Genomic DNA, 13,513 nt, shown 5'->3' on the forward strand with positions numbered 1-13,513 from the left:
TTTATATCGTATCAAGGAATAATTTCAAAAATAGTCCCTTTATTAAAATCAGATACTTTCATAGAACCATACACTCCTAAATATAATCTAGTTTGATCCAAATTTGTTGCCAAACTAACATAATAAGCTGCTTGAGCACCAAAATCATAATTGGTTTCAATAGCATGAAAGTCATTATGTTTACCGTCTGTACCTGCTCTAGTATAAGCTAAAACGCCTTTAACTGGAGATTGAGATTCTTCTTTCTTGGCGAGATCAGTAAACACAACGCTACCATTTAAATTCGGGATTGCAGTTCCCATATATGGCTGAACTCCTGTAAGTGCAGTTCCTCCAAACTTATCCGGTCTAGAATCTTTATGAAAATAACTAATAAGAGGTTGAATACGCTTCACTGATGTTTGTATTGTTTCATCATAATAAGCCATTGTTCTCTCATCCAAAGTAGGATTCTCAGAACAGTGTCTTATAAAAGAGGTGGGCAAGTCTCCTTCCCATCCTCGCCAACCAAAGTTAATAAATCCTTCTTGATTAGGAGTAGATCTCATTAAATACGTTTGAACAAGTTCGGTAACCGGGATTGGTTTATAATGAACAAACGAAAAAATAGACTCTACAATATCCTGTCCGACATTTCCAGCATATTTTACAAATTGATTATAAAATCTTTGAAATGAAATACCTGTTATATTACGAACTCCTTTCGCAATTACTGTAAGTGTTTCTTGTATAGATAAAGGAAGTTCATTGAAACGTGTAACAACTGGCGGATTATGTATGAATGTATTTTTACTTACATCGATTTCAATTATTTTACCCGCTATTTCTAAATCATCCTGGCTTAAATTAAATGGATCATAACCCGATCCACCATCTCCATTTGTATAAATAAGTTTTCCAGTCTCCGGTGAAAAGTTTAAACTATTGACTCCGTTATGATTAAAAAATGGCCTTCTTATATTAAGTAATGTTCGTCTTTTTTGAGGTTGACCATGTGATTGTAAAATCCATTCCTCAACTGTATCGATATGATCATACTGAGTATCTCTATTTACCCACTTTAAGTTTAAAGCTTTAGGGTCACAAGGATTCGGTTTAAATTGTTCAGTAAGCGCACCCGGTCCTTGAGTTCCAGCTACTGAATAATGAAGATAAAATAAACCGTTTTGATAAAATTGTGGATGAAACGCTAGACCTAGCAATCCACGTTCATCATAGCCACTACTAGAAACGCCTTCTTCAGATGTACCTAACTTGATAACTTGCGGACGGATATTTAAAAATGTTTTTATAACTCCGTCTCCTATGTAAAAAATCTCTCCCAGTTGTGTTGCAATAAATAGTCTTTCAGTTGAATCGCCCGGAAGTATAGTTGTTTTCATTACAGTCGGTAAATTTATATTATGAACAATGGGTCGTAAACTAACTTTAACTTTTGTCAATTAACTGTACACCCCTTTTTATTCTTTTTTATAGAAGAATATGATTAGAGTAGTTCTATTAGTATCAAACAAGCAACATTCCTTTTTATTACAATTTTGCATATAATATAATTATAAATAATCTGGGGGACGAACTATGACAATCGTACTACAAATCATCTTACCACTAATTTTCGCGGTGTATTTATTTAGCCTCTATCGTAATGGGAGGTTTGGAACAGTTTCATTCCTTTTAGCAGTCATGATAGGGATTTTCGGTTTAGAGAATATTTTTCAATATGCTAGTTTAACTGACCATGCTGTTTATCCATATTGGGGCAGTTTGAAGGCTGTAATTATTATTCTGTCAGTAGTGTTTTTATTCAAAAGAACCCCCACTCCATATAGTAATTAAGTATAAATAAAAAAGATTAGGATAAAATCCTAATCTTTTTTATTATTCAATTGCACCAGCAACATCATAATCATTTATATCTAATTCAATAGGGTGTCCGAGCGCTAGTTTAGCCAGTTCTGCTCCTAAGTATGGACCAGCCGTTAAACCTGAAGCTCCTAATCCGTTCGCAACGAGAATACCTTCAAAGTTAGGTAGTGGTCCGATAACAGGTAAGAATCCTGGTGTAAATGGTCTGAATCCAACTCTCGTTTCAAGCATTGTACCATCTCCTAAACCAGGTGCAACCGTCAATGCTTTATGGAATACCTCATGTAAACCACCCGCTGTTACACGATGATCGAAACCAGTGTCATTTTCATGTGTTGCACCAATTACAACATGACCATTGTCAAATGTTAAAATGTATTGATCGTTTGGCGGCATAACAACTGGCCAATTTTCTGTATTAGTATTTTCCATATGCAAATGAACAATTTGTGCTTTTTGGAATGTAACTAAGAAATTAATACCTAATGGGTTTAATATTTCGTTCGCCCAAGCGCCTGCAGTTATAATTACCTTTTCTGCTAAAATTGTCTCGTCGTTTACTTTAACTCCAGTAATGTGATTCCCTTCACGGACTAATACTGCATCGCCTTTTATAAAGGTTGCACCATGTTTTTTCGCAGCGCTTATTAATGCGTTGCGTAATGATCTTCCATTTACTCGTGCAGCTCCACTAATATGAACAGAACTATATTCTTCCGATAATGCTGGGAATAATTTTTTCGTTTCTTCAGCTGATAAGCGAGTGATTTCACCAATCTCTGGCGCATCTTCACGTCGTTTATAAGCTCGCTCTTCCATTTGATCTAGTTTTTTCTCGTCAGTATGTAAACTAATTGCACCTACACGGTTGTATCCTGTATCCGTTTCACCGTCTTCTTCTAATTGCTGAATTAACGAAGAATAGTAACGTGCACCGCCCTTAGCGATTTTATACCACGCTTTATTACGACGTTGTGAAAGCCATGGACATACTATACCTGCTGCTGCATCAGTTGCTTGACCTAATTGTTGGCGATCTACGATAGTAACATTCGCACCAGCCTTAGCAAGATGATAAGCAGTAGACGCTCCTAAAATTCCAGCTCCAACTACAATATAAGATTTCATTTCAAACACCTTTTCTCTTTGGCTAATTATATAAATATAAGAACATTCCTTAGTATAATGGAAGGAATACTTTTTTCAATGTACTCATCGCAATTAATTGTTGCATCATTGTGACTTTCCTAATCGCTATTTTTTCTTCTTACGGAATAATTCAATTGTTTTATAGCCTTGTGAAAGGATTTCAATCATTTTCTCAAGACGTTTTTCACGTGTTTTTTCTTGTTTTACAGAAAAAAGATTACGTGCCCAATCTTTTTGGTATCCAGGTGTTAAACTTTGATAAAACTTAAGTTCATTCGGATGATTAGTTAATAAGCCTTCCACATCTTGTATTCGATCTGCATAATCAGCTACACATTGACTCGCAGCAGGCGTTTTCGTCGCTTTTTTCTTTTCACGTTTTAAACCTACAACAGTAAAGACATCATCCATACTTACCATTCGCGCAAATTTAATATCGCTTTTTCCTACATACCCGTCGTCCCCAACCTGTAATGCTGGAAACATCTCATCACGATGAATAAACGTACTGTAACGAGAATTGCCTTTTTTCGGATATGCGAAAAACACATAACCTTTTTCAATTAGTAATTCTTCATTACTAATAATAAAATTCGTTTGTTTCACCATGTCATCAAGCGTTTCAACAAAAATAAAAATAGCATCGTGTTCTTTTGAAAATGCAGTTTCTTTACCTGTAAAAATGTTATAATCACTTGGTTCGTTAATAACGACCATATTTGTATACTTATTAAGTTTCAATTTATCGATAACTGACATAATAATCTTCCTTTACATTCAAAATTCATTGTACATATTTTTTTATACTGTTCTAGTGTATTATATCTATTAAGAAAATCAAACTTTAAATCGTATCATTCTATTTCAAAAGGACATAATTCTTTTACTAGAAGGAGTGGTTTTATGCCGTATGTAATCCGTGATGAAGGACTAGTTTTGCAAGGAGACAATGGAAAAGAACCCGTTTTTCATACGTATGAAGTGGCTGCAGAAACGTTAAAAACACTAACTATACCGCAGTTTCCAAAACATATTAGAAGAAAACCTTTTAAACCGAAAATTATACAAATAGCCGATTCTGAATAAGAACCGGCTATTTGTATATTCATAACTTAATAGCAAATAAAGTATATAAAAGTTCTCTATATTGTTCGTCTGTAACTTCACGCTTCGTTTTTTCTCCATAAATAATTTCAGTCAAACTAGTATTCGTTAAAGAGACATGGCCAGCGTTCGTCAACTTTACTACAATTGGTCCCTTGTTGAAAATAGACTTCTCATCTTCTATTACGCGTCTTTGAACCTCATTTACTACTGCCTCATCAATAATATGAATATAAAAAGCATGACAAACTTTCCATTCTCCATCAACATCTATTCTTTCTAGAACATAATTTCCTTTACTCGTATCTTTTCGTCTCGCCCGGTACGAACCATTTTTTGAAGAAACAGACTCACCAGTAAAAGGTACAGGAACGAGAGGTACTAACGAAGCTATACCTACATCAATTAAATACCGTACGTTATCATTATTTAAAATAATTGTTATATGTCCGTCCTCAAGTGCCCAAGCGTTTATATCATTTTTATATACGGTACCTAGTGCGAGTTGTACATCATAACCACTATCCTTTAAAAAATAATAAAAAAGAGTATTTAATTCATAACAAAGTCCACCGCGGGAACTAGTTAAAATTTTCTCTTGTAAGTTTTCCATAGAGATTTTATTCGTATTACCTGCTATTACATCTAAATTCTCAAACGGTATAGTGTGTGCAAATGCAAAGAGTATTGTACTTAATTCTTCAAATTTTATTTCAGTACGTTTTTCAAGGTTTAATCTTGTAAAGAGTTGATCTTGTAAACTTTTCATATCCAGCACCCCTTAATAGTTATAAGTTAAAATAGTATATGCTGATTGTAAATTTGATGGGGTACTGTAACAATGTACATTTCGTTTAACTGTACCGGTACAAAAAATTCTAATTCACAAGATAACTTAATATGAGAATTAAAAGAAGAGGCATCCTTACAAATGCCTCTTCTTTACTCTGGGATACAGCAACGATTACTTCTTTTGGAGCCACATACAAAACTAAAACAAGAAGCTACGAATATAAATGTAATAGTTTGTCTATGGATAAATTATTAGTATCACTTAAATCAACAAAATATTGAAGTTGCCACATTTGGCTCTTTTTAGCTTGATTGCTAACAGGGATATCCCAAATCGGATAAATTCTCATAGCCATCTTTCCTTTTTGACTTTGAGTTTTCAATATTTTCTCTTTAAGAAGAATATCTTTTGGGAAAATAAATTGTCCTAGTTTATTATCGTCTATACAAGTGATAACTAATAAGTCAGGAACAGAGTCATAAGAAAATGCTTGATTTTGCATGTTTTCATTTTTCTCCCAAAAAGAAACAAATTGACCAATTTTATTAGGAGTAATTTTTGATACTCTAAAACGTATCGTTTTGTTATTTAAGTGAAATAACGCCCCTGCATACTCTGAGTTTTGTTTTTCTTCTTTTAAATTAGTTATCATTAAGTTATTTGGTTTATATACTATATTATTTAAATTTTGGATTATATCATTAAAATTGTTCAAGTAAACGCCCCCTTTATCCATCACTAAGTTTATCACAAACGTTAGTTCTTATATATTGGATAAATAACATATGGTCATTAGCGACGTGAAAAAGAGGGGTATTTTAGTGGAATATGATTATGCAAGAGTATCAACTTTGAATCAAGTTTTAAAAATACAAATAGCAGCATTAGAAAAAGAGAAGTATGATTGTATTTTTTCAAAAAAATCCTATGGAACAAAAACAAATCGACCAAATTACTTTACTGTACTTAATTTTTCAATTGCTTGTTGCTCAGTTGCTAAGTAAAAAATATCTTTACCTTTATTACACTCATAAATGAAGTCCTTTAAGCTTTCACTAGCGTACATAGAAAAATCCCCAACGATAGCAATCTTTACCTTGTAATTTATAAACTTTTGAAGAATTTCACCCGCAAGACGTGTTTTTAGGTTAAAGAAATCTTCACTTATTAATGATTTATGGATAATAATACGTTTCGCATCTACCTCATATTGAACTGTTGCCATAAGATCCAATGCAGATTGAACGTCAGATATTACTACTGTATCGTTTCTTACGACAGCAATATTTATTCCGCTGGTTACTATTTTCTTTATTTCCATAGTTTCACTCCTCTATAATTTTCACATCATGTAGAAAACATACTTTGCAGTTCTTCATTAACACACATAAATGATTTGCCCTGGCTCAATATTTTCCTTATGCCGTTGTAAATAAATATTATTTTTAAATTTTTCATACGGTCAATGAAATTAAGGGTAATCTATCACTGTTTTTGAAAATGTATCTCTCCACAATAACTTAACAAACTATCAAAAGAAGTAATCTCGGCATATGGTTTTATTTCGGTAGTATTCTCGATCATATGAGGGTTAAACCATATGCCCTTTATATTTGCATTTTGACAACCAGCAATATCCTTTTCTAAGTCATCTCCAACAAATAGTACATCTTCTGGTTGCACATTTAGCTTATTTAATGCTAATTCAAAAATGTGTTTATCAGGTTTACTAAATCCCGATTCTTCAGAAATAATGATTGTATCAAAATAACTATTTAAATCCGTGCTAATTATTTTAGCTTTTTGCCTCTGAGTTGAGCCGTTTGTTATAATTCCAATTTTAACATGCAACTTTATAGTATTTATAATATTAATAGTATTTTGGTTTATAGAAAAACAATAAGGGAAATTATTATTCCAAAAATCTTGAACGTAATTGCGTGGTAATCTATATTTTGGTGGAAATTCATCAAAAAATAATTCCAGAACTTTTACTTTGTCATTGTGGCCATAGCTTTTTTTATCATATTCTTTGAATTTCTGTAACATAGCGTTTTTTACTGCATGTTGTTTAATATCCCCATAAAACTTCTCTAAAATAATAGAAAACAATTTTTCTACTGCCATATCCCTATCAAGTAACGTATCATCTAAATCAAATAGCATAGCTTTATAGCCCCTCAAATCATTTCACAACCTTTCTTGCATTCTATAAATAATTCCTAGTTTGTACCTTTAAACTTTTGGTTTACCCGGAGAATTGTTATTTAGGTAATTAACGATTAAACAGAGACTTGATAAAAGACTTCAAAGTTTGTGCCACGCGCTCTAGTATTTCGGTAACTTCTTTTCTTTTGAAATTTATTTCCTTTCCCCTTCTGGTAAAGAAGCAAAAATATATTTTCATACACTTTAAGAAGTAACATGCATTTTACATTATTATACAGTGGTTTCCCCTAAATATTAATCGTTCATTTTTTTATACGATGAGTATTTTTCAAGCATACAATTATTTATCCATATAGAAGTAATGTGGCTATTAATACTTATTAGTTGATAACACGCAATCTTGAACGTGGAGCTAACACGATAAACGACTTATGAAGCTCCACATAAACTCCACATAGTAAGGCTATAATGACTACCAGAGGTGATATTATGAGGAACTATCATATTCTCGTGGTAGAAGACGATCAAGAAATTCAAGAATTAATTAAACAATTTTTAATGACACAACAGTATACAGTTGTAGTTGCATCAGATGGATTAGAGGGTATGACACAATTTAATAAGCAATCCTTTGATTTAATTCTTCTAGATGTAATGATGCCCAATCTTAATGGATTTGAAGTTTCCAAGATGATTCGAAGCCAGTCAAATATACCAATTATTATGCTAACTGCATTAGAGGAAGAAGAAGATCAAATGAAAGGGTTTGATCTTGGAATCGATGATTATATAACAAAACCCTTTTCGTTTCATGTTTTGATTAGACGAGTCGAAGCTGTACTGAGAAGAAGTTATGATAACAATGTAAATAATCATTTGGTGTTTAAGGAAGTGCGTGTCGATGTTGATGCATATAAAGTATATGTAAATGACGTTGAAATTTTATTAACGACAAAAGAGTTTGAAATTCTACAACTACTATTTCTAAATGAGAGAAAAGTACTTACAAGAGAAAATATCGTAGAAAAAGTTTGGGGATACGATTATTTTGGAGAAACACGAATAATTGATACACATATTAAAAACCTACGCAAAAAATTAGCTATCCCTTACATTAAAACAATAAAGGGTATTGGTTATAAAATTGATGAATAGAATTGTAAAAATCATGAAGATGAAGCAAATTACTTATAAACTCTTTATGACTACATCTCTCATTTTGTTATCCTTTGCAGTATTGATTTATTTAACTTTATACTTCTTTCTCCCTACGTTTTATGAGCAATACAAAACAGATCAACTTCAAACAGGGATAAAAGAAATCATTGATAAGTCTAAAGATCTTACGTTTCAAGATGCGATACCACTTTTTGATGAATATGCAAAAAAAAATAATGCGATGCTTTATCTTCAAAATAATGAGGGAATAGTTAAATACTCTCCTTCATTTTCTTTTACTCAAAGTGGTTCGCAAACAACAGTAGTTACTAGAGCGACACGGTTTGAGAATGCAGGTACCCTTAGCAATTCATATAACGTTACGAAACCAATTCAATTCCAAGATGGTAGTTTAACGCTTGTAGTGTTCGCAACATTTCAACCGATTGATGAAGCTTCACAGGTTTTAGTACGCTTTCTTCCCTATATTAGTATCATTGTACTCGTAATTGGTGTAGGGAGTGCTTATTTCTATTCCAGGTTTATTACAAAGCCACTTATTTATATTAATGAAGGTGCACAAAAGATGGCAAATTTAGATTTCTCCGAAAAAATTGAGGTTCGCTCTACAGATGAGTTAGGAGAATTATCTAATAGTTTGAATGACATGTCTATTAACTTACAACAAGCTATGTTTGATTTAAAAAAAGCAAATCAACAATTAAAAAATGATATTGAAAAAGAAAGAGAAATAGAAACAAAACGCAGAGAGTTTTTTGCGATTGTAGCACATGAATTAAAGTCCCCTCTTACTGTAATGAAAGGATACTTAGAAGGGATGATATACAATATTGGCCCTTATCAAAATCGTGATCAATATTTAAAGAAAAATCATCAAATTATTGAAAGTATGGAACAATTAGTTCGTGAAATTTTAAGCATGTCGAAGTTAGAACAACATACCTTTAAACTAAAAATAGAAGAAGTTAATCTTTCAAGGTTAATAGGTACAATCACAAAAGATCTCGAATTTTTCGCTTCTCAAAAAAGCATCCAAATAATAAAAGAAATTGATTCTGACCTTTCTGTTTATACAGATCGTGTTCTTTTTGAAAAAGCATGTAAAAATATTATCCATAATGCGGTTATGTATTCACCACATAATGAAAAAGTCTATATAAAGTTAAGTGAGGATTCTAAACAAGGTCAAATTAAAATGAAAATTATGAATACAGGTGTCAATATTAAAGAAGAAGATATACAACAAATTTTCAAACCATTTTATCGAATTGAAAAATCAAGGAATCGAAATACTGGAGGAAGTGGTTTGGGGCTATATATTGTTAAACAAATTCTTGAAACGCTAGGTATAAAGTATTCTATAAAAAATATGCAACATAGTGTGCAATTTTGTATGAACATTCCATTATCTAAACAAAAAACAAACAAACTCCTCACTTAGTAGGACGAGTTTATTAGCAGATTCGTATTTATCTTTTCGAGAAAATAACTAGCCCTAAGCTTTATTAATTTTGGTAATACACTTAAAAATATGGGTACTGGCATACTCGTGACCATACTACGAATGGTACCCCTTTAGTTTTTTAAATTGATCTGACCATAAAAAAACGAGATGTGATTACATCTCGTTTTTTTACGCCCTTTATTTTTACCATCCACCTTATGTTACTTAGATTGTGGACAAACTAAAAGCTACAATCAGATGGTACTTCATTTTTTAGTACCGGTATTTTTCTAGATACTTTTTAAGCAATATTGGGATTAGCTTTTTTACCAATCCACATACCTAAGCCCACCATGCCAAGCCAACAGCAAATTGCTAACATAAACATCAATCGTTTTACGGATAAACCTTCAATCTGCATTTGACTCTTCCCAACAATTGTTTGGAAAAGTTGCGACCATTCGACATCATAAAACACCCCTACTCCCACAATCACAATCAATATAAAAAATTGTAAAAATATATTCCCCATATTTCTCCATGTTGTGTAAATGAGTAAAGAAAGCTCTCTATGTGTAGCAGCATTCACCATATATACTTTCATATTATTTTGAGAAGAAATACTATTAATGGCATAGCTCCCAAATGTAACGCTAAGGACTATAAATATTGGAGAATAAAACCCGAATATCATGATTAAGGTACTTACTAAAAATAAATGGATTGGATTAAGTTTCTTAGCAGCTTTGATATCTAAAAATATGGACATCAAAACCCCTAATAGGTATGGACCAACTACAATGAAAATACAGGTTAACATGTTATAGAAAGTAAAACTATAAAAAATACCCATCAAAAATAAATATCCATTTCCTAATCCAAGTAAAAATGATTCTGCCTTTAATCGAATTGGTAAAGAAGATGAAAGTTTATGAAAGAACTTTCCTTTCAACAAACTCAAAAACATGAAACAAATAAGCGCTATAGAGAGTAGAAAAAAATAGAAAATATATTGTTCATTATTTATGTTACGACTTGTTCGTATCATAAGAATAAGCATTGAGACAAAAAGAAACTTTCCTACTACCGATACGATGGAGATAGGTAAAAACCCTTTGGCTAACTCTGTTCTCGGCATCATTTTTATAGCAAAAAGGATACTGATTAAACAAATCCCATATATGCATGTTATCAGCGGCGGCGATAGAAAACTAATCGCTAACAATACGATGATTAGTAAAAGAAAAACGATGCCAATAATAATCGCTTGTTGATTTTTATTATAAATCTTTCCCCCACCTTCAACATGTAGAAACAATAAAGTACTCGTCATGGTAGAAATTGTACTAACTGCAAAACCAGAAACTAACGCACTTATTTCTAGCCATTTTGAACTCCATCCAAAGAAAGTAACACTAAGTAATGATACTATCAGAATAGAAACAGCCCAATATAAGGAGCGTTGAATCCCAGCTTTATTCACAATAGGTATCCAGATAAACACACCCGTCATATAGGTTGTATAAAACAAGATTGATGGCCAGTATCCCTCAAAGCCTTTCGAAATCTGTAATCCATAAACAATGTAAATAAGCATGGGTGTGAAGATAGTCGTTATTAGTAGACTAAATGTAGTTATACTTTGCACCACAAGTCTTTTTTGTTTTGTCGTATGTATCGTATAACACCTCACTTAAAATGAAATCAGTAGTTGTTATTACTTATTCTATCCGAAACGAGGTTGTTATATATGCGCTATCCAATTGAAATTCCCATTACGAGGGAAACTCAATCTAAATCCATATTAAATTAAGTGGAGTTCAAAAAAGGTGGATTTTGTGATTCTTATAAATAAAATTAATGGATATATTCAAAACCTTAATCATAAATGGAACAAATGTGTTACCTAGATTGTCTATTACGTATAAAAAAGGTGTTCTTGGTAGTTCTCTCATTTTGTAACGTAAGAAATACAAGAGGAGTGCTATCCTGTACATTTGTTAATTGTATCGGTATGTAAAATACCTAAACAAAATCCATATATTCTTGAAAGAGGTTGAAAATGTATGATAGTTTCAAAGAAGTTTTTTCATATTTCACATTATAAAAAGATGCTACCTGTAGTATTACTTTCATGTGCAACGATTATAGGCTGTTCCAATAGTAATACTCAATCTGAATCCCCCAAACAAACCAAACAAGAACATATAAGTAATCCATCTTTTGTTAAACTTGAAAAAGAATATGATGCTAAACTTGGTATTTATGCATTGGACACAAGTACGAATCAAACTGTTACTTATCGTTCAGATGAACGGTTTGCATACGCATCTACCCACAAAGCCCTTGCTGTTGGAGCACTGTTACAAAAGAAATCAATAGAAGATTTAGAACAAAAAATTAAGTATACTAGCAAAGATCTTGTGAATTACAATCCAATTACTGAAAAATATATAGATACAGGTATGACTTTGAAAGAGCTTGTGGATGCTTCCATTCGATATAGCGATAATACTGCACAAAACCTTATTCTTAAGCAATTAGGTGGGCCAAGTGAATTCAAAAAATCACTGAGAGAAATAGGAGATACTGTTACAAATCCTGAACGTTTTGAACCAGAATTAAACGAAGTACAGCCAGGAGACACTCGTGATACTAGTACCCCAAAGGCATTAGCTACTAGTCTTCAAGCTTACGCGCTAGGTGATATACTTTCAATTGAGAAACGGAACCTTTTAATAGATTTGATGAAAAGAAATACTACGGGGGACAACTTAATTCGTGCTGGAGTTCCAGGAGAATGGGAAGTAGCCGATAAGACTGGCTCTGGATCTTATGGAACAAGGAATGATATCGCAATCATTTGGCCACCAAATAAGAAGCCAATTATTCTTGCGATACTTTCTAATCATGCGAAAGAGGATGCGAAGTACGATGATAAACTTATTACAGATGCAACGAAAATAGTGTTAGATGCTTTAAAAGTAACGAATAAATAATAATAGTCATGAATGTAAGCTGCTCCTACTTTACGGTACATATAGTTTGAAAGACATTTACGTATCTAAACGCTAAGAAGTATCATTGAATGTATTTAAATTATTCAATACCAAATAATAAGCATCTCTTGTTAATAGGTTTACTATGTTTTAAATGAGCAGTATCATTGAATGTATTTAAATTATTCAATACCAAATAATAAGCATCTCTTGTTAATAGGTTTACTATGTTTTAAATGAGCAAATACTTTAGTATATAGCTTTTGAGTAATCCAATTTTAGTTTTTTGAAATTTAGTATGCAGCACTGGAAAACAGGTTAATTCACTATAGTTGTCGAATATTCTGTGCTTAGTTATCTCCAGGCTGATATACTATAAACACAATCGTTCTAGAAGGGTGATGATATTATGTATGAACAACAAAATAATAGGGATAGAGATCAAAAAATGATGCTTTCTATGCAAGGAGTTCCCACAAATAAAGTTAACATGAATCAATTACCAAAATGGATTAGAATTTTCGGCTATTGTGCGTTTGGTTGGATGATAGTATTTAGTTTAATTATGATTGTAGGTTTAATTCTTCAATAACTATACAGATAAACAGTTAAACGGGACAGTATTTAGATTATACATCTAGGTAATGTCCCTTTTTTTATATGTAATTCCTCAATGATATAGTTAACCGATTATAACAAAAAGAACCTGTAGAATATCCTACAAGTTCTTTTTCAAATATTGTTAAAAAGGGAACAACAAACTATCTTAACATTCAATACAGGGAGACCATTTTGATTATGGCTTGGTTT

The 13,513-nt window shown here is 32.1% G+C and carries 14 protein-coding genes; 6 read left to right on the plus strand and 8 right to left on the minus strand.

Annotated elements, in window-relative coordinates:
• Positions 1-11: 11 nt before the first annotated feature.
• Positions 12-1,442 (minus strand): PQQ-dependent sugar dehydrogenase, encoded by a 1,431-nt coding sequence (locus tag MR109_RS15445; protein ID WP_242272806.1) that lies wholly within the window; start codon positions 1,440-1,442, stop codon positions 12-14.
• Between the two features lie 136 nt (positions 1,443-1,578).
• On the opposite strand from MR109_RS15445, the gene MR109_RS15450 reads away from it, so the two are divergent.
• On the plus strand, positions 1,579-1,836 hold the full coding sequence (locus MR109_RS15450) for a hypothetical protein (RefSeq protein WP_242272808.1): 258 nt from the start codon (positions 1,579-1,581) through the stop codon (positions 1,834-1,836).
• 42 nt (positions 1,837-1,878) lie between these two features.
• Here MR109_RS15450 and MR109_RS15455 read toward each other — a convergent pair whose 3' ends face one another.
• On the minus strand, positions 1,879-2,994 hold the full coding sequence (locus MR109_RS15455; RefSeq protein ID WP_242272810.1) for an NAD(P)/FAD-dependent oxidoreductase: 1,116 nt from the start codon (positions 2,992-2,994) through the stop codon (positions 1,879-1,881).
• A 126-nt stretch (positions 2,995-3,120) separates the two neighbouring features.
• Positions 3,121-3,774: a YdeI/OmpD-associated family protein gene (locus tag MR109_RS15460; RefSeq protein WP_098475967.1), complete on the minus strand. Its 654-nt coding sequence runs from the start codon at positions 3,772-3,774 to the stop codon at positions 3,121-3,123.
• A 144-nt stretch (positions 3,775-3,918) separates the two neighbouring features.
• Between MR109_RS15460 and MR109_RS15465 the strand changes: the two genes are divergently transcribed.
• Positions 3,919-4,101 (plus strand): hypothetical protein, encoded by a 183-nt coding sequence (locus MR109_RS15465; RefSeq protein WP_242272812.1) that lies wholly within the window; start codon positions 3,919-3,921, stop codon positions 4,099-4,101.
• 19 nt (positions 4,102-4,120) lie between these two features.
• Here MR109_RS15465 and MR109_RS15470 read toward each other — a convergent pair whose 3' ends face one another.
• The 4 genes from MR109_RS15470 to MR109_RS15485 all read right to left on the minus strand — a co-directional run bounded on the left by MR109_RS15470 (position 4,121) and on the right by MR109_RS15485 (position 7,078).
• Positions 4,121-4,888 carry an arylamine N-acetyltransferase family protein gene (locus tag MR109_RS15470; RefSeq protein WP_071719486.1) on the minus strand — a complete coding sequence of 256 codons (768 nt, stop codon included), beginning with the start codon at positions 4,886-4,888 and terminating at the stop codon, positions 4,121-4,123.
• A gap of 235 nt (positions 4,889-5,123) precedes the next feature.
• Positions 5,124-5,627, minus strand: coding sequence for a MepB family protein (locus MR109_RS15475; protein WP_242272814.1), 504 nt, complete (start codon positions 5,625-5,627; stop codon positions 5,124-5,126).
• A 237-nt stretch (positions 5,628-5,864) separates the two neighbouring features.
• A complete protein-coding gene (locus MR109_RS15480) occupies positions 5,865-6,233 on the minus strand; it encodes a DUF4180 domain-containing protein (RefSeq protein WP_071719488.1) in 369 nt (122 codons plus the stop codon).
• A gap of 164 nt (positions 6,234-6,397) precedes the next feature.
• Entirely contained in the window at positions 6,398-7,078 is a 681-nt protein-coding gene (locus MR109_RS15485; protein ID WP_242272816.1) for an HAD-IA family hydrolase, read from the minus strand.
• A 492-nt stretch (positions 7,079-7,570) separates the two neighbouring features.
• On the opposite strand from MR109_RS15485, the gene MR109_RS15490 reads away from it, so the two are divergent.
• Positions 7,571-8,236: a response regulator transcription factor gene (locus MR109_RS15490; RefSeq protein ID WP_242272820.1), complete on the plus strand. Its 666-nt coding sequence runs from the start codon at positions 7,571-7,573 to the stop codon at positions 8,234-8,236.
• Positions 8,229-9,701 carry a sensor histidine kinase gene (locus tag MR109_RS15495; protein ID WP_242272821.1) on the plus strand — a complete coding sequence of 491 codons (1,473 nt, stop codon included), beginning with the start codon at positions 8,229-8,231 and terminating at the stop codon, positions 9,699-9,701. The genes MR109_RS15490 and MR109_RS15495 overlap by 8 nt, the downstream gene beginning before the upstream one ends.
• A gap of 304 nt (positions 9,702-10,005) precedes the next feature.
• On the opposite strand, the gene MR109_RS15500 is transcribed toward MR109_RS15495, so the two are convergent.
• Complete coding sequence (locus tag MR109_RS15500) at positions 10,006-11,301, minus strand: hypothetical protein (protein WP_242272881.1); 1,296 nt, start codon at positions 11,299-11,301, stop codon at positions 10,006-10,008.
• A 469-nt stretch (positions 11,302-11,770) separates the two neighbouring features.
• Between MR109_RS15500 and bla the strand changes: the two genes are divergently transcribed.
• Positions 11,771-12,703 (plus strand): class A beta-lactamase, encoded by a 933-nt coding sequence (gene bla, locus MR109_RS15505; RefSeq protein WP_242272822.1) that lies wholly within the window; start codon positions 11,771-11,773, stop codon positions 12,701-12,703.
• A 409-nt stretch (positions 12,704-13,112) separates the two neighbouring features.
• Positions 13,113-13,295 carry a hypothetical protein gene (locus MR109_RS15510; protein WP_242272823.1) on the plus strand — a complete coding sequence of 61 codons (183 nt, stop codon included), beginning with the start codon at positions 13,113-13,115 and terminating at the stop codon, positions 13,293-13,295.
• The last annotated feature ends 218 nt before the right edge of the window (positions 13,296-13,513 follow it).

The sequence above is a fragment of the Bacillus cereus group sp. BfR-BA-01310 genome, from assembly GCF_022664325.1.
GTDB classification, from domain to species: Bacteria; Bacillota; Bacilli; order Bacillales; family Bacillaceae_G; genus Bacillus_A; species Bacillus_A paramycoides.